Source organism: Bradyrhizobium sp. AUGA SZCCT0431 (assembly GCF_018131065.1).
Taxonomy (GTDB): domain Bacteria; phylum Pseudomonadota; class Alphaproteobacteria; order Rhizobiales; family Xanthobacteraceae; genus Bradyrhizobium.
This window is the reverse complement of the sequence record NZ_JAFCLR010000063.1, coordinates 20,685-37,050: the sequence shown is the minus strand read 5'-3', so window position 1 is coordinate 37,050 and position 16,366 is coordinate 20,685. Positions and strand designations below refer to the sequence as shown.

Below are 16,366 nucleotides of genomic sequence, written 5' to 3'. Positions count from 1 at the left end.
GAAGTGTCACAATATGAATCACACAAAATGCCGATTCGGGAATCCCCAATAAACTAGATGTGTGCATGCCCTAGGGCCTTCGCCGGGACGATGGAAGAGAGAGCGCGACGACAAACCTACATCGTCGCGCCGATCACCCACGGCGCAAACTCAGCGCCGCCGAAATCAAAACTCTCGCTCTTGGTCGGCTGGCCCGATGCGGTCTTCAGCATCAGCTCGAAGATGCGCTGGCCGCATTCCTGCACCGTCTCCTGGCCGTCGAGGATGGTGCCGCAATTGACGTCCATGTCCTCTTCCATGCGGGTGTACATCGCCGTGTTGGTCGCAAGCTTGATCGAGGGCGCGGGCTTGCAGCCGAACACGCTGCCGCGGCCGGTGGTGAAGCAGACGAGATTGGCGCCGCCCGCCACCTGCCCGGTCGCCGCGACCGGGTCGTAGCCGGGCGTATCCATGAACACAAAACCCTTCTTGGTGACGGGCTCGGCATAGTTCAGCACGTCGACCAGATTGGTGGTACCGGCCTTGGCCATCGCGCCCAATGATTTCTCAAGAATCGTCGTAAGGCCGCCGGCCTTGTTGCCGGGGCTCGGATTGGCGTTCATCTCGGCGCCTTCCCGCGCCGTGTATTCATCCCACCAGCGCATCAGGCCGACGAGTTTCTCGCCAACCTCACGGCTGACCGCGCGGCGCGTCAACAGATGTTCGGCGCCGTAGGTCTCCGGCGTCTCCGACAGGATCACGGTGCCGCCATGGCGCACCAGAAGATCGCTCGCAGCTCCCAGCGCCGGATTGGCCGATACACCGGAATAGCCGTCGGAGCCACCACATTGCAGGGCCACCGTCAGTTCGCTGGCCGGCACCGGCTCGCGTTTGACCTTGTTGGCGTCGATCAACGCCTCGCGCACAAAGGCGACGCCAGCTTCCACGGTCTTGCGGGTGCCGCCGACTTCCTGGATGTCCATCGCGCGCAGACGGCCCGCGAGCTTCTGCTCCTGCATCAGCCCGCCGATCTGGTTGACCTCGCAGCCGAGGCCGAGCACGATCACGGCCGAAAAATTCGCATGCCGCGCGTAACCGCCGAGCGTCCGCCGCAGCAGCGCCAGCGGCTCGTCCTGCGTCATGCCGCAACCGGTCTTGTGCGTCAGCGCCACCACGCCGTCGACGTTTGGGAAATCCGCCAGCGGATTGTCGCCGGTGAACGGATTTTTCTTGAAGATGTCGGCGACCATGCCCGCGACATGCGCGCTGCAATTCACCGAGGTGAGAATGCCGATATAGTTGCGGGTCGCGACCCGCCCGTCGGAACGGCGAATGCCGTCGAAGGTCGCGGGCAGATCGAAATTCGGCGTCGGGGTGACGTCAACGCCGAACGCATAGTCCTTGGCGAAATCGCCCATGCCGCAATTCTGGGTGTGGACGTGCTGGCCCGGCGCGATGGGAATGGTCGCAAAGCCGATGATCTGGCCATAGCGCCGCACCGGCTCGCCGGCCGCGATCGGCTTGATCGCCACCTTGTGGCCGGCGGGAATCCGCTCGACCGTGGTGACGCCGTCGGCCACGACCATGCCCGCCGGCAGGCTGGAGCGTGCAATCAGCACGCCATCATCGGGGTGCAAGCGGATCACGGGGGCTCGGGCCATGACAGGTCTCCTGGCTATCTCAAAACGATCGTGCCCCGGATAATATTGATCCGGGGCCCATGTCTTACCACACAAATCAGTCCCGGCTCTGCGGTGCACCGCAAAGCAGCGCTGCACCGCGTCCGGAACACCAGAGCTTACGCCTTGCCGGCTGAATCCTTGCGGGTCTGGTTCACCTGCATCTTGGCGTAGGTCATCATCAGGCCGCTCTCGTTGGACAGCGTCACCAGCTTGAAGCCCATGTTGATCGCGCGCACGGCACCTTCGGCGCCCGAGCAGTGGATACCCGCGTGAAGACCGCGCTTGCCGCATTCCTTGATGATCTTCTCGTAGATCTTGAGGATTTCCGGCTCCTCGCGGTCGAGCTTCGGCACCAGGCCATAGGAGAACCCGAGATCCGAGGGTCCGATATAGACGCCGTTGATGCCCTCGACATCGAGGATCGCTTCCATGTTCTCGACCGCGGTCTTGGTCTCCATCATCGGCAGCAGCACGATTTCGTCATTGGCGGTCTGCTGATAGGTGCCGGCGGAACCGTACATGCCGGAGCGGATCGGGCCGTTCGAACGGGTGCCCTTCGGCGGATACTTCGCATACTGAACCAGGTTCTTCGCTTCCTCCGGCGTGTTGATCATCGGGCAGATCACGCCATAGGCGCCGCCGTCGAGCACCTTGCCGATGATGCCGGGCTCGTTCCAGGGAACGCGGACCATCGGCGTCACCGGGTGACCGTTCATCGCCTGGAAACACTGCACCATCGACAGATAGTCCTGCACACCGTGCTGCATATCCACGGTGACGCTGTCGAAGCCGCATTGCGCGATCACTTCGGCCGAAAACCCTGACGGGATGGCCAGCCAGGCGTTGACGACGGCCTTGCCCGAAGCCCAGACTTTCTTGACGTTGTTTGTAGTCATTGATCGCGTTTCCTTTTGTGATCGTTGCAATCGGTGGATTTCACTGAACAGCCTGGCTCACGGCCCGCTGGATACTGACCTCGCTGACACCGACCTCGCGGGCGGTATTGACGATCGCTGCCCAGGTATCGTCCGGCAGCGGCACACCGTTCCTGGTGCGGTCGGCACGCATTTTCTTCTCGGGATCGCCGGGAATCAGCACGGCGTCAACGCCTGAGATCGGCTTGGTGGCCCGGATGAAGTCGACATAGCGCGAGATTTCGCCGTCGAAGAAATTGCTGGTGTCGACCACCTTCGGATCGACATAGATCGCGAGCATGCCGTTGGCGAATTGCCGGTCCGCCGAAGTAGCACCAGTGCCAGTCAACGCGCCGCCGAGCAGTTCGCAGATGAAGGCGAGCCCTGATCCCTTGTGCTCGCCGAACGCGCGGATCGCGCCGGTGCCCTTGGTGTGATCGCGCGGGCCTTCCGCGCTGTGCGGCCCGTACAACACCGCCGGATCCTCGCTCAGCGTGCCGTCGGCATCGACCAGCGCTCCCTTTGGCAATTTCTTGCCGCCGCGGCTCGCGACCAGCACCTTGCCTTCGGCAACGACCGAGGTGGCAAAATCGAGCACGATCGGGTCCTGGTCCTTGCGCGGAATGCCGACGCAATAGGGCGCGGTCGACAACCGTTTCTCGACGCCGCCATAGGGCGCCACCAGCAGCGAGCCTGCGGCGTTGACGAAATGCACTGAGACCAGGCCTTCGGCCGCAGCCATCTCCGCCCAGTCGCCAACGCGGCCGATATGGCCGGCGTTGCGCAGGGCGATCGCGGCGAGCCCGGCCTTCTTGCATTTCTCGATGCCGATCCGCACCGCTTGCGGCGTCACGGTCTGTCCGTACCCGAACTTGCCGTCGACGACCGCAAGCGAAGGCGTATCAACCACGACTTCGACGGTCTGATCGGGAACCACCCTTCCCATTTTCTTCCAGCTGACATAGAGCGGCACCCGGATCACGCCGTGGCTGTCATGGCCGGTAAGATTGGCTGTGGTCAGGTAGCTCGCGATGCGCCTTGCTTCTTCGGCGGAGGATTCCGAACGGGAAAAGACCTCGGCAACGAAATCGATCAAATTGCTGACTTGGATCGTGACCATGTCTGGAGTTCAGCCTGTTCTTCGTCTTTCGGTCCAGCCGCATCATCCCGCGACGAAACCGCTAGCTCCCGCGCCGGTTTTCACGACCAGCTTGGCTGCACTTTGAGCGAAAAATGGCGTGCGTGTCTATGGCCTCAGTCGCACTCGGGCAATGATTGCAATCATTTGCCTGGCCGCTATGCGTGGCGCCGGTAGCATCATGCAAATTTGTGCTCACTCCTCGATCTCGCCGCTTTCCTCGCCTGCCACTTCCATGGCCACGAGGCTGCGTTCCAGCACGCCCAGCATGTCCTGCAGTTCGGCAAGCTTGCGGGCACCATATCGGCTGGTGATTTCGGCGTAGATCGCTTCCGAGGTCGGCGCCACCGCCTCGATCAGTTTCAATCCCTTGGCTGATATCGACACCACGGCGCGGCGCAGATCGGCCTTGGCCGTACGGCGCTCGATCAACTGGCGCGCTTCGAGATCGCGCAGGATGCGCGACAGGCTTGGTCCCAGCAGAAACGCAACACGCGCCAGCTCGGTTACTTCAATGGCATCCACGGTCGTGAGCGCGCGCAGGATCCGCCATTGCTGTTCGGTCAGGCCGTGATTGCGCAAGGAGGGGCGGAACTGGCGCATCACGGCTTCGCGGGCGCGCAGCAGCGACATCGGCAGCGAACGCGAGAAGTCGCGCATCGGCGCGCGCCGCGTCGTCTCGGCCGCTGCCGTGTTGGATTCCGTCTGCGATTTCTTCCGTGCCATCCGCCAATCGTCCGCCATCAGTAATGCTGATCAAAGGGAATAAAGTTTTGCGGTGCAGCAAGCGCTAATTCGGTTTGATCGATTTCACTTAACATGTTAATCATCTGCCGGCACCATCTTTTTGCTGAGAGCATATGGCCCTTTCCAACGACCAGATTCGCGTCGCCGCCGAGCGGCTGGACCATGCGGAAAAGACCCGCACGCAGATCCGGCAGATTTCGCTCGAGCACCCCGGCATCACGATCGGCGACGCCTACGCGATCCAGAAGGCGTGGGTCGACATGAAGATCGCGCAGGGCCGCATTGTCAAAGGCCACAAGATCGGCCTGACCTCGAAGGCGATGCAAAGCGCGCTCAATATCAACGAGCCGGATTCCGGCATCCTGCTCGACGACATGTTCTTTGCCGATGGCGGGCTTGTGCCATCGGACCGGTTCATCGCGACCCGCGTCGAGGCCGAACTTGCGTTCGTGATGAAGACGCGGCTTTCGGGCCCCGACTGCACCATGTTCGACGTGCTCAACGCCACCGATTTTGTGGTGCCGGCGCTGGAAATTCTCGACACCCGCGTTGAACGCGTCGATCCGCAAACCAAAGCGACACGAAAGATCTTCGACACCATCGCCGACAACGCCGCCAATGCCGGCATCGTGCTCGGCGGCCGGCCGATCCGCCCGATGGACGCAGATCTGCGCTGGATCGGCGCGCTGTGCTTTCGCAACGGCCAGCTGGAAGAGACCGGGCTTGCCGCGGGCGTGCTCAACCATCCCGCAACCTCCGTGGCCTGGCTCGCCAACAAGATCGCGCCCAATGGCCTGGCGCTGGAAGCGGGGCAAGTGGTGCTGGCAGGATCGTTCATTCGCCCTATCGAAACCCGCAAAGGCGACACGATCCAGGCCGACTATGGTCCCTATGGCTCGGTGAGCTGTTACTTCGCTTGATATTTCTGCGAGAAACGCTGGAGTACGAACATGCCGCATTTCACGATCGAATACTCCGCCAATCTCGATGCGCGCGTCGATATGGGTGCGGTAGTGGAACTGGTGCGCAAGGCCGCGGTTGAAACCGGCATCTTCCCGCTCGGCGGCATCCGGGTGCGAGCAATCAGATGCGAGCACTACGCGATCGCCGACGGCAGGCACAATTACGGCTTTCTCGACATGGTGCTGCGGCTCGGCGAAGGCCGCGATCTCGCCACCCGGAAGAAGGCCGGCGAGCACATCTTCAAAGCACTCTCGGCCCATCTCGATCCGGTATTCACCGAGACAAAATTCGCGTTGTCGTTCGACATGCAGATCAACGACAAGGAAACCAGCTGGAAGCGCAACAACATCCACGAAGCTTTGAAGGTGGAGACAGTCAATGGATAAGGTCACCCCGAAAGACGTGTTCCAGGCCAACCGCGACCGCGCAACTCCCCTGCTCGCCAAATTGAAGGCCGAAGGCATCGGGCACATGATCGATGGCAAGGTGGTGCCGTCGATCTCTGGGCAAACTTTCGAGACCAAATCGCCGGTCGATGGCGCGGTGCTGGCCTCCGTTGCGCGTGGCAAGCCTGATGATATCGACCGCGCCGCCACCGCAGCGGCGACCGCGTTCAAAACCTGGCGCGACATGCCGGCTGCGACGCGCAAGAAGCTGCTGCATCGCGTCGCCGACGCCATTGAAGATCGCGCCGACGATATCGCCGTGCTCGAATGCATCGATACCGGGCAGGCCCACCGTTTCATGGCCAAGGCCGCGATCCGCGCCGCGGAGAATTTCCGCTTCTTCGCCGATAAATGCGCGGAGGCCCGCGACGGGCTCAACACGCCGAGCGAGGAACACTGGAACATCTCGACGAGGGTGCCGATCGGTCCGGTCGGCGTGATCACGCCCTGGAACACGCCGTTCATGCTCTCGACCTGGAAAATCGCGCCCGCGCTCGCCGCCGGCTGCACGGTCGTGCACAAGCCCGCCGAATGGTCGCCGGTGACGGCCGATCTCCTTGCAAAGCTTGTAAAACAGGCCGGCGTGCCCGATGGCGTGCTCAACACCGTGCATGGCATCGGCGAAGAGGCCGGCAAGGCGCTGACCGAGCATCCCGCGATCAAAGCGATTGGGTTCGTCGGCGAGAGTTCGACGGGCTCGGCGATCATGGCGCAGGGCGCGCCGACCTTGAAGCGCGTGCATTTCGAGCTCGGCGGCAAGAACCCCGTGATCGTGTTCGACGATGCTGATCTGGACCGCGCGCTGGATGCGGTCGTGTTCATGATTTACTCGCTCAATGGCGAGCGCTGCACCTCGTCGAGCCGCCTCTTGGTCCAGCAGGGCATCGCGGAAAAATTCATCGAAAAACTCACGGCCCGGGTGAAGGCGCTGAAGGTCGGTCATCCCCTCGATCCCGTGACCGAAATAGGTCCACTGATCCACGAGCGGCATCTCGCAAAGGTCTGCAGCTATTTCGACGTCGCGCAGAAGGACGGCGCGACCATCGCGGTCGGCGGCAAGCCACATGACGGCCCCGGCGGCGGGCATTACGTGCAGCCGACGCTGGTCACCGGTGCGCACGCCAAAATGCGTGTCGCGCAGGAAGAGGTATTCGGCCCGTTCCTGACCGTGATTCCATTCAAGGACGAGAACGACGCGATCGAGATCGCCAACGGCGTGCAGTACGGCCTCACCGGTTATGTCTGGACCGGCGACATGGGCCGCGCGCTGCGCGTCGCCGATGCGCTGGAGGCCGGCATGATCTGGCTCAACTCCGAGAACGTCCGCCATCTGCCCACCCCATTCGGCGGCATGAAATCATCCGGCATCGGCCGCGACGGCGGCGATTACTCGTTCGACTTCTACATGGAAACCAAACACGTCTCGCTGGCGCGCGGGACGCACAAGATACAGAGACTGGGAATTTAACCACAGCCGTCATTCCGGGATGGTGCGCAAGCACCAGACCCGGAATCTCGAGATTCTCAGATGTGCAATTGCACATCATAAGTTCGCTTCGCGCCCCGGAATGACAGCCAATCAGGGAAACGCCACATGCCGGTACCAACACACGTCTTCGATCCGCCATTCAACATCATCCGCTCCAGCCACGCCGTGCTCGACGTGACGGACCTGAACGCCTCTAGCGACTTCTACGAAAAGACCGTCGGCCTCCATGTCGAGGACCGTGACGACAAGGCGGTCTATTTGCGCGGCGCCGAGGAGCATCAGCATCACTCGCTGGTGCTGCGCAAGGCGGCTACCGCAGCCTGCAACCGCCTCGGCTTCAAGGTCGGCAATGACGGCGATCTCGACAAGGCCGCCAGCTTCTTTTCCGAGAACGGCATCACCTATGCCTTCGCCGAGCAGCCGTTTCAGGGCCGCACGTTGCACTTCACCGATCCGTTCGGCTTCCAGATCGAGCTCTATGCGACGATGGAGAAGCGCCCGCATCTGCTGCGGCGCTACGACCTTTACAAGGGCTGCCATCCGCAGCGGCTCGATCATTTCAACGTCTTCGCCGCCGAGGTTCAGGGCACCGTCGATTTCTATGCAAGGCTTGGCTTTCGGCTGACCGAATATGGCGAGGAGGACGGTCCGAACGGACGCATCGCCGCAGCCTGGATGCACCGCAAGGGCAACGTGCACGATTTTGCCATTACCAACGGCAAGGGCCCTCGCCTGCACCATTTTGCTTACTGGGTGCCGACGGCCATGAACGTGCTGCATCTCTGCGACGTAATGGCTTCCAGCGGCTTCCTCAAAAATATCGAGCGCGGCCCCGGCCGCCACGGCATTTCGAACGCGTTCTTCCTCTATGTCCGCGATCCCGACGGCCATCGGCTCGAACTCTACACCAGCGACTATTTTACCGGCGATCACGACCACGAGCCGCTGCGCTGGTCGTTGAAGGACCCGCGCCGGCAAACGTTGTGGGGCGCACCGGCGCCGCGCTCCTGGTTCGAGCAGGGCTCGCCGTTCACGGGGCAAGCGGTGCGCGAACCGGCGTTCGTCGCCGACGTCACGATTGCGGATTAGGATTGCCGTGAATTACCGCCACCATATGCAGCTTGTCGCTCACCATGCGTCGTCCCGGCGGACGCCGGGACCCATACCCCGCGGCGGCAGTGTTGCAGAAGGTGTCAGCCACAGTGCCCTAGCGATAGGACACGGCGTATGGGTCCCGGCGTTCGCCGGGACGACACAGAGTATCGGATAACCAATGGCTCCTCCCCGCCTCGCCACCTACTCCATCAATGGCGCCACCAGATACGGCGCCGTCACCGATGCCGGCATCATCGACCTCTCGGCGCGCTTCGGACAAGAATATCCGACGCTGCGTGAAGCCATCGCCGCCGGCGCGCTGATGAAACTTTCCGAGGACGCCGCAAAGCGCTCGCCGGACCATGCGCTCGATGCCATCGCTTGGCAGCCGCCGATCCCGGCGCCGGAAAAGATCATCTGCATCGGCGTGAACTACCCGGACCGCAACGCCGAATACAAGGACGGCCAGGACGCGCCGAAATTTCCCAGCATGTTCATGCGCACGCCGCGATCTTTCGTCGGCCACAACGCGCCGCTGATCCGTCCGCGCGCGTCGCCGCAGCTCGATTACGAGGGCGAATTGGTGCTCGTGATCGGCAAGGCCGGCCGCCACATCAAGGAGAATGACGCGCTGGATTACATCGCCGCGGTGACGCTCTGCAACGAAGGCACCATCCGCGACTGGGTGCGGCATGCCAAGTTCAATGTCACTCAAGGCAAGAACTTTGATTCCACCGGCAGCCTTGGTCCGTGGCTGGTGCCCTACACCAGTGAAACACAGATCGCGGATATCCGCCTGACCACAAAGGTCAACGGCGAGACGCGACAGGACGACCGCACCTCGCGGCTGATCTTCGGCTTCCGTTATCTCCTCAACTACATCTCGACCTTCACCACGCTGGTGCCCGGCGACGTCATCGTGACGGGAACACCGACGGGGGCCGGCGCGCGGTTCGATCCGCCGCGCTATCTCAAACCCGGCGACGTCATCGAGGTAGAAGCCGAAGGCGTCGGTGTGCTTCGCAATGGTGTGGCCGACGAAGCCTGATCAATCCTTGCAATGATGGAACAGTGACATGACTTCAACTTCCGGCGGCGAAGCGATCGTCAACGGCCTCGTCGCGCACGGCGTCGATACCGTGTTCGGCCTGCCCGGCGCGCAGGTCTACGGGCTGTTCGACGCCTTCCATCAGGCACAGTTGAAAGTGATCGGCGCGCGGCACGAGCAGGCCTGCGGCTACATGGCCTTTGGCTATGCGCGCGCGAGCGGCAAGCCTGGCGTGTTCAGCGTGGTGCCTGGTCCCGGCGTGCTCAACGCCAGCGCCGCGCTGCTGACGGCGTTCGGTTGTAACGAGCCGGTGCTGTGCCTGACCGGCCAGGTGCCGACGGCGTTTCTCGGCAAGGGCCGCGGCCACCTGCACGAGATGCCGGACCAGCTCGCAACGCTGCGCACTTTCGTGAAATGGGCGGATAGAATCGAATATCCCGACGACGCCCCGGCGAAGGTCTCGCGCGCGTTCCAGGAAATGCAGTCGGGACGCCGCGGCCCGGTGTCGCTGGAAATGCCGTGGGACGTGTTCACGCAGCGCGCGCAGGTCGCAAGCTCGATCCCGTTCGATACCTTCCCGGCCCCACAGCCTGATCCTGATCGTATCAAAGCGGCGGCGGCGCTGGTATCCGGCAGCAAGCGGCCGATGATCTTTGTCGGCAGCGGCGCGATCCACGCGCGCGAGGAAATCCTTGAGCTTGCCGAGATGATCGATGCGCCCGTGGTGGCGTTCCGCAGCGGCCGCGGCATCGTCTCCAACGCGCACGAACTCGGGCTGACAATGGCGGCGGCCTACAAGCTGTGGCCGCAGACCGATTTGATGATCGGAATCGGGACGCGTATGGAATTGCCGGCTTCGGGATTCCGATGGCCGTTCCAGCCGGCCGGCCTGAAGTCGATCCGTATCGATATCGATCCGTCGGAGATGCGGCGGCTGACGCCGGACGCCGCCGTGGTCGCCGATGCCAAGGCCGGCACCGCCGATCTGGTCGCCGCGGTGAAGAAGGCCGGTTACAGCAGGACCAGCGGACGGCGATCCGCGATCCGCGAAGCCACCGCCGCGGCGCATGAGGAAATCCAGAAGGTTCAGCCGCAGATGGCATATCTGAACATCCTGCGCGAGGTGCTGCCGGCGAACGCCATCGTCACCGACGAACTCTCGCAGGTCGGCTTCGCCTCCTGGTACGGCTTTCCGATCTACGAGCCGCGTACCTTCATCACGTCAGGCTATCAGGGCACACTCGGTTCGGGGTTCCCGACCGCGCTCGGCGCCAAGGTCGCGCATCCGGACCGGCCGGTGGTCGCGATCACGGGCGACGGCGGCTTCATGTTCGGGGTGCAGGAACTTTCGACCGCCGTACAATTCAAGATCGGCGTGGTGACGCTGATCTTCAACAACAACGCCTATGGCAATGTGCGCCGCGACCAGCGCGAACGCTTCGATGGCCGCGTGGTAGCGTCCGATCTGGTCAATCCGGATTTCGTCAAGCTCGCGGAATCCTTCGGCGTCGGCGCGGCGCGCGTCACCTCGCCGGATCACTTCCGCCCCGCGCTGGAAAAGGCGCTGGCCGATGGCGGGCCGTATGTGATTTCGGTGGAGGTGCCGACGGATTCGGAAGTAAGCCCGTGGACGTTCATCCATCCGGCGAAGCCGTAACTGTCGTCATTCCGGGGCGGCGCGAAGCGACGAACCCGGAATCTCGAGATTCCCCGATGCGAAATTGCGCATCTGAGGTCTGGTCCTTCGGACCATCCCGGAATGACGGCTAGACTTTCTCCGCCATCGCGCCGCGCTGCAATCGCGACGCCGCGATCACCAACAGGCCCGCCCCCGCGACCGCCCAGCAGGCAACCGGCGCCCAGTGCAACAGCGGCGCGTATTCCGGCAGCTTTTGCAGGCCGGCGGCGACCGCCGCCATCCGCGCAAAGGTCGCCAGTGCCAGCGCTGAAAACATCAGCCCGATCACCTTGCCCTCGGCGCCGGTGTCCCCGATCGCCAGCGCCGCCGATACCGCGCTCATCAGCATGCAACCCCATGCCGCGCCCGCCACGAACTGCGCGACAATAAGGATGTTGAGGCTGCCTGACAGCTCGGCGGCGAGCACCGCCAGCGCGCCGAACAGGCCGGCCGCGCCCATCACGATCAACCCGCCGCGGTGCTTGACCACGACGCTCGCCGGAAACATCGCGATGTTAAAGCCGATCCAGAACACCGGCAGCAGCCACTGCAACTGATCCTGCGTCGTGAACCGCAGGAAGAACGACGAACTGTTGAGGCTGAAGTGCAGTTGATAGCCGAGCGACAGGATCACCATCGACGCAATGAAGAACATCGGGATCGTGCTGAGCGCTTTGGCTGGGACAGCCATCTCGCCCGGGGCAGGCGCTTGCGCCGCAGCGTCGCGCTCGACCTTCGACAGCGCGAGCGTGGTGAGCAGCAGGACGACGCCCGAAATCAGGAACGGAAGCCGCGGATCCTCGTTGCGCAGCACCGTGCCGAGATAGGGCGAGACCGCGCCGGCCAGGCCGTAACCCAGTATCGCCAGCGCCGCCAGCAACGGCACCTGTGACCGCGCGCGATGCTTGCCGAGCAGCGTCAGCGGCGGTGCACGCAACGCCGACGACGTCACGACCCAGATCACGGTCAGCACGATGAACCAGGCTTGCGCGCCCGGACCCGTGCCGGCCACGAACGGCAACGCCACGAACGCCGCGCAGGAGATCGCGGTCAGGATTCCGACGAAGACACCGAGCCGGCCGATAAAGGGGGCGATCTTGTCGGCCGCAATTCCCATCGCGGTGTCGGTGACGGTGAAGATCGCCTGATCGAGCATCAGGATGAAGATCACCATGCCAGGTGCGATCCCGACCTGGGCTGCGAGCTTCGGCAGGTAGATGACGTAAGTGGTCCAGCCCAGCGTGAAGATCAGTTGCAGCACCGCCAGATAGATGCCGGTGCGGCTGCCGCCCGCGCCGCTGTCGGCCTTCGCGTCTATGCTGGTCATGTCTCGCTCCCCGCCCGGGGAGAGCATAGACCAGACGAAACTTCGATGGGAAGCCGCCGTTCTTCCCTCTCCCCTTGTGGGAGAGGGTGCCGGAGCGAAGCGGAGGCGGGTGAGGGGTCTGTCTCCGCGGATAGAGACCCCTCATCCGATCCTCGCTTCGCGAGGATCACCTTCTCCCACAAGGGGAGAAGGGAAGAAGTCGGCGTCAGCGCGCTTTTCGAAAAGTCAGATTGATGCGCTGGCGGCCCATGGCGGCGTGTTCGCCGTCGGCCAGCGGTGCCACGCCGTGGAAGAACAGCCGCGACGGCCCGCCCCAGACCACGACATCACCATGCACCAGCCGAAACCGGGCCGGCTTGTCGCTGCGTTTCAATCCGCCGAACAGGAAGGTCGCCGGTATCCCGAGCGACACCGAGACGATCGGCGCGGCAAAATCCTGCTCGTCCTTGTCTTGATGCAGGGACATGCGGGCGCCCGGCTCGTAGCGGTTGATCAGACAGGCATCCGGCGAAAAGTTTTCGAAGCCGCCCTCGGTCGCCGCTTCGGCGGCCAGTTCGCGAAACACCGCGGGCATCTTGGGCCACGGCTGGCCGGACTCGGGATCGACGCCGTCATAGCGATAACCGGTGCGATCGGTAACCCATCCGGCATTGCCGCAATTGGTCATCGCCACCGACATCTGATGGCCGCCCGGTGTCGACATATGGCGGAACGGCGCTTGCGCCACGATCTCGCGCAGTGCCGGAATCAGATCGGTTTCAAAGCGCAACGCGAAGCCGCGCAGCAGCACCGCGCCGTCAGCCATCGCTTCCCGCGACGGCTGCACATCGGCGATGGCGTCGAACAAATCAGCAGTCAATTCGCTTCACACTCGCGTGGTGAACTACTTGGCGTCGTGAAAGATCACGCCGACGGTATGACGGTGGCCGGACCGGATCTGGCTGACGCCATGGCGCAGATTAACGCGATAGAACCCGCGCGTCCCCTGTACCGGGCGGTGATGCACAGCAAATGCCACCGCGTCGCCTTGTGTGAGCGGCACCACCTCGGGCCGCGACTGCATCCGCGGCCGCTGCTCGGTCAGGACGAATTCACCGCCGGTGAAATCGCGGCCGGGTTCCGAGAGCAGGATCGCGACCTGCAGCGGGAACACATGCTCGCCATAGAGATCCTGATGCAGGCAATTGTAGTCGCCGGGCCCATATTGCAGCAGCAGCGGCGTCGGCCGCACCTGGCCCGCATCATGGCAGCGCTTCAGAAACGCCTGATGCGCCAGGGGATAGCGGATATCGATGGCCATCGTCTGGTTCCAGCGATTGGCGATGCCGCACAGCCGTGCATACAGGGCCGGGCGCATTTCCGCGATCAGGTCGGGCAACGGATAGGAAAAATATTTGTATTCGCCGCGCCCGAAGCCGTGACGCCCCATCACGATGCGGCTGCGGAACTTGGTGTCATCCGGATACAGCGCGGCGATCGCCCGGCATTCGTCCGGCGACAGCAATCCCCTCAGCACGGCGCAGCCCTGCCCGTCGAGATCGGCCGTCACCTGCGTCCAGTCGATGGCATCGACCCGGGCGGCGATGTCGGGGGACGGGCGATGGTCGGCGGTTTTTGCGGTTGCTTTCATGGCGGGCAGTTTCGCAAGTCGCGCCGTATCACGCCACCCGATTTCCGTTAAGCGTCGTCCCGGCGAACGCCGGGACCCATAGCCACCGGCGGGAATGTTGCGAAAGGTCTCTGCCGTCGTGCCCTATCGACAGATCACGCGGTATGGGTCCCGGCGTTCGCCGGGACGACATATCAGCCCAGCACCGGCAACGCGATCACATCATAGCCGTGGCCGATCTTTCGCTTCAGCACCGGATCCTCCAGTTCGAACTCGAAGCGATCAGCCGGGCGGATGCCGCCTTTGGCCGCGAAAGTGCCGCCGAACATCGCGCAACCATCCGGCAGACCTTTGCCGCCAAAGCCGCGCGCGATCAGGTCGTTCACCGGCAGCATGCCGTCGAGCGTGCCCTCCTGATACAGCACCTTCTTGCCGTCGATGACGGCCCAGGAGCGCAGGATCATCTGGTCCCAGTGACCGATCACGTCCTCCAGCTCCCACAGCACGGACGCCATCGGCTTGTCGCACATCTGTTTTGAAACCGTGACGCTGTAGGCTTCCACCTTGCGATCGGTATGGTCGGAACCGCAGCCGACAAGGATGCGACCCTGCCAGCCGATCAGCACGAACTCGACCTCGCCGCTGGAATCGCCGCCGCTGACTTCAATGCTGTCAGTGGTGGTGATCCGGCACGCGGAGACACGGTAATAGATCGGCGTCGAGGCCGGCCGCGCGATGCCGATCGCTTCCAACTCGGCAATGTGCTTGTCGCGCGCCACCGGATCGCGCCCGGTCCAGCCGGCAATCACGGCCTGATCGATCGCAAGCGTCAGCGGCGTCGGCGCGCCCTTGTCTTGAACAGTAAAGGTAAGATCAACCACGGATGACATTCTCCATTCCGGCCGCAAGTTCAAAAATGCAGCGATCTCTTCCGCCGGCGCCCGCCAGCATCAAGCCGACCGGCACCTCGCCTTCGCGATGCGCAGGCAGCGAGATCGCGCAGCCGTCGAGCATGTTGATCAGCGTGCAATTGCGTAAGCTCCGCAGGTTTTGCGTCGCGAACGCCTTGTCGTCGGCGAGGTCGGCGATCTTTGGCGGAGTGTTGGCCGTGGTCGGCATGACAATCGCGTCATACGGCGCGATGCGTGCCTCGGTGTGCGCGATGAACGATTTTCGCGCGCCGAGCAGATCGATATAGTCGGCCGCGCTCATGCCTTCGCCGCGCAGGATGCGGACGTGCACGCGCGGATCGTAGACGTCGCCCTTGCTCACGATCAGATAGCGGTGCCAGGCATAGCTTTCCGACGCCGCAAAGCCGCCCTTGGCGTTCATCGCGCCGACATCGAGGAATTCCGGCACCTCGATGCGTTCGATCAGCGCGCCCTGCCGCGACAGCGTTTCCAATGCGCGCTCGAACGTCTTGGCGACCTCGTCATCGAGATCATCGAGCGCGACGGTGGTCGGCACCGCGAGCCGCATGCCCCTGACGGGGCGCGGCTGCAATACCGGCAGCTCAGGCTCGTCGGCCAGCACGGCGTCCATCGTCGCGCAGCACTGCACCGTGCGCGCCAGCGGTCCAAAACTGTCGAGCGAGAAAGACAGCGGTACGCCGCCGTCGAGCGGCACGCGGCGTTGCGTCGGCTTGAATCCGACGATGCCGTTGAAGGCCGCCGGAATCCGGCAGGAGCCGCCGGTGTCGGTGCCGAGCGCGCCATGGGCCATGCCGTCCGCGACCGAGACCGCCGCACCGGAGGACGAGCCACCGGGCACGTGGCCGACGCTGCGGTTCCAGGTGCTTTTCGGCGTACCGTAATGCGGATTGATGCCGATGCCGGAATAGGCGAACTCGGTCATGTTGGTGCGGCCGATCACGATGAACCCGGCCCGCCGTAGCCGCGCCACTACGGGCGCATCGGCCTCCGCCGGCGTGCAGTCTTCCTCGAGCGCCCGCGAGCCGGCGCGGGTCACCTGCCCCTTGATGTCGAACAAATCCTTGATCGAGACCGGGATGCCGGCAAACGGCGACGGAGCCGCATGCGCCTTGCGCAGGCGGTCCATCGCGTCTGCAGCACCGATGGCGGCTTCCTTGTCGACATGGATGAAGGCGCGCGCGCCTTCACCTGAGGAGTCGGCGATCTTGGCGAGACATTCCTCGACCAGCTTGCGGGCGGAGGTCGCCCCGCTGTCGAGATCGGCGGCGAGTGAGGCAAGTGTTATGTTCGGCATGAATTTCTCTCGCTGCTTCTCTTCG

15 protein-coding genes are annotated in these 16,366 nt (G+C 63.6%); 6 read left to right on the top strand and 9 right to left on the bottom strand.

Features of this window, described 5'->3' with window-relative positions:
* Window positions 1–116 precede the first annotated feature (116 nt).
* The 4 genes from JQ567_RS36085 to hpaR form a co-directional block, all read right to left on the bottom strand.
* Window positions 117–1,640 (bottom strand): UxaA family hydrolase, encoded by a 1,524-nt coding sequence (locus JQ567_RS36085; RefSeq protein WP_212443223.1) that lies wholly within the window; start codon window positions 1,638–1,640, stop codon window positions 117–119.
* Between the two features lie 137 nt (window positions 1,641–1,777).
* A complete protein-coding gene (locus JQ567_RS36080) occupies window positions 1,778–2,557 on the bottom strand; it encodes an HpcH/HpaI aldolase/citrate lyase family protein (RefSeq protein WP_212443222.1) in 780 nt (259 codons plus the stop codon).
* Window positions 2,558–2,597: 40 nt separating this feature from the next.
* Window positions 2,598–3,695: a malate/lactate/ureidoglycolate dehydrogenase gene (locus JQ567_RS36075; RefSeq protein ID WP_212443221.1), complete on the bottom strand. Its 1,098-nt coding sequence runs from the start codon at window positions 3,693–3,695 to the stop codon at window positions 2,598–2,600.
* A 213-nt stretch (window positions 3,696–3,908) separates the two neighbouring features.
* Window positions 3,909–4,439, bottom strand: a complete 531-nt coding sequence (hpaR, locus tag JQ567_RS36070) for a homoprotocatechuate degradation operon regulator HpaR (protein WP_212443220.1) — start codon at window positions 4,437–4,439, stop codon at window positions 3,909–3,911.
* Between the two features lie 134 nt (window positions 4,440–4,573).
* Here hpaR and hpaH point away from each other — a divergent pair, with 134 nt between their 5' ends.
* From hpaH to JQ567_RS36040, 6 genes are all read left to right on the top strand, one after another.
* On the top strand, window positions 4,574–5,380 hold the full coding sequence (gene hpaH, locus JQ567_RS36065; protein WP_212443219.1) for a 2-oxo-hept-4-ene-1,7-dioate hydratase: 807 nt from the start codon (window positions 4,574–4,576) through the stop codon (window positions 5,378–5,380).
* Between the two features lie 30 nt (window positions 5,381–5,410).
* Window positions 5,411–5,809: a 5-carboxymethyl-2-hydroxymuconate Delta-isomerase gene (locus JQ567_RS36060; protein WP_212443218.1), complete on the top strand. Its 399-nt coding sequence runs from the start codon at window positions 5,411–5,413 to the stop codon at window positions 5,807–5,809.
* Entirely contained in the window at window positions 5,802–7,337 is a 1,536-nt protein-coding gene (hpaE, locus tag JQ567_RS36055; protein WP_212443217.1) for a 5-carboxymethyl-2-hydroxymuconate semialdehyde dehydrogenase, read from the top strand. The genes JQ567_RS36060 and hpaE overlap by 8 nt, the downstream gene beginning before the upstream one ends.
* 126 nt (window positions 7,338–7,463) lie before the next feature.
* The gene (gene hpaD, locus JQ567_RS36050; protein WP_212443216.1) at window positions 7,464–8,447 is read left to right on the top strand and encodes a 3,4-dihydroxyphenylacetate 2,3-dioxygenase; all 984 of its coding nucleotides are present in this window, start codon (window positions 7,464–7,466) and stop codon (window positions 8,445–8,447) included.
* 184 nt (window positions 8,448–8,631) lie between these two features.
* Entirely contained in the window at window positions 8,632–9,501 is an 870-nt protein-coding gene (locus JQ567_RS36045) for a fumarylacetoacetate hydrolase family protein (protein WP_212443215.1), read from the top strand.
* A gap of 28 nt (window positions 9,502–9,529) precedes the next feature.
* On the top strand, window positions 9,530–11,158 hold the full coding sequence (locus JQ567_RS36040) for a thiamine pyrophosphate-dependent enzyme (RefSeq protein ID WP_212443214.1): 1,629 nt from the start codon (window positions 9,530–9,532) through the stop codon (window positions 11,156–11,158).
* 109 nt (window positions 11,159–11,267) lie between these two features.
* On the opposite strand, the gene JQ567_RS36035 is transcribed toward JQ567_RS36040, so the two are convergent.
* The 5 genes from JQ567_RS36035 to JQ567_RS36015 all read right to left on the bottom strand — a co-directional run bounded on the left by JQ567_RS36035 (window position 11,268) and on the right by JQ567_RS36015 (window position 16,341).
* Window positions 11,268–12,506: an MFS transporter gene (locus tag JQ567_RS36035; RefSeq protein WP_212443213.1), complete on the bottom strand. Its 1,239-nt coding sequence runs from the start codon at window positions 12,504–12,506 to the stop codon at window positions 11,268–11,270.
* Window positions 12,507–12,711: 205 nt separating this feature from the next.
* Window positions 12,712–13,365, bottom strand: coding sequence for a DNA oxidative demethylase AlkB (alkB, locus tag JQ567_RS36030; protein ID WP_212443212.1), 654 nt, complete (start codon window positions 13,363–13,365; stop codon window positions 12,712–12,714).
* A 24-nt stretch (window positions 13,366–13,389) separates the two neighbouring features.
* Window positions 13,390–14,136 (bottom strand): 2OG-Fe(II) oxygenase, encoded by a 747-nt coding sequence (locus JQ567_RS36025; RefSeq protein ID WP_212443211.1) that lies wholly within the window; start codon window positions 14,134–14,136, stop codon window positions 13,390–13,392.
* Between the two features lie 173 nt (window positions 14,137–14,309).
* On the bottom strand, window positions 14,310–14,996 hold the full coding sequence (locus JQ567_RS36020; RefSeq protein ID WP_212443224.1) for a DUF2848 domain-containing protein: 687 nt from the start codon (window positions 14,994–14,996) through the stop codon (window positions 14,310–14,312).
* Entirely contained in the window at window positions 14,989–16,341 is a 1,353-nt protein-coding gene (locus tag JQ567_RS36015) for an amidase (RefSeq protein WP_212443210.1), read from the bottom strand. Before JQ567_RS36015 ends, JQ567_RS36020 begins: the two co-directional genes overlap by 8 nt.
* Between the last annotated feature and the right edge of the window lie 25 nt (window positions 16,342–16,366).

Bases quoted from the DNA above. Each gene is read 5' to 3' on its own strand.
- hpaH (WP_212443219.1), top strand. From the start codon at position 4,574: ATGGCCCTTTCCAACGACCAGATTCGCGTCGCCGCCGAGCGGCTGGAC.
- hpaE (WP_212443217.1), top strand. From the start codon at position 5,802: ATGGATAAGGTCACCCCGAAAGACGTGTTCCAGGCCAACCGCGACCGC.
- JQ567_RS36035 (WP_212443213.1), bottom strand. From the start codon at position 12,506: ATGACCAGCATAGACGCGAAGGCCGACAGCGGCGCGGGCGGCAGCCGC.
- hpaD (WP_212443216.1), top strand. From the start codon at position 7,464: ATGCCGGTACCAACACACGTCTTCGATCCGCCATTCAACATCATCCGC.
- JQ567_RS36075 (WP_212443221.1), bottom strand. From the start codon at position 3,695: ATGGTCACGATCCAAGTCAGCAATTTGATCGATTTCGTTGCCGAGGTC.
- JQ567_RS36085 (WP_212443223.1), bottom strand. From the start codon at position 1,640: ATGGCCCGAGCCCCCGTGATCCGCTTGCACCCCGATGATGGCGTGCTG.
- JQ567_RS36080 (WP_212443222.1), bottom strand. From the start codon at position 2,557: ATGACTACAAACAACGTCAAGAAAGTCTGGGCTTCGGGCAAGGCCGTC.
- hpaR (WP_212443220.1), bottom strand. From the start codon at position 4,439: ATGGCACGGAAGAAATCGCAGACGGAATCCAACACGGCAGCGGCCGAG.
- JQ567_RS36015 (WP_212443210.1), bottom strand. From the start codon at position 16,341: ATGCCGAACATAACACTTGCCTCACTCGCCGCCGATCTCGACAGCGGG.
- JQ567_RS36025 (WP_212443211.1), bottom strand. From the start codon at position 14,136: ATGAAAGCAACCGCAAAAACCGCCGACCATCGCCCGTCCCCCGACATC.
- JQ567_RS36060 (WP_212443218.1), top strand. From the start codon at position 5,411: ATGCCGCATTTCACGATCGAATACTCCGCCAATCTCGATGCGCGCGTC.
- JQ567_RS36040 (WP_212443214.1), top strand. From the start codon at position 9,530: ATGACTTCAACTTCCGGCGGCGAAGCGATCGTCAACGGCCTCGTCGCG.
- JQ567_RS36045 (WP_212443215.1), top strand. From the start codon at position 8,632: ATGGCTCCTCCCCGCCTCGCCACCTACTCCATCAATGGCGCCACCAGA.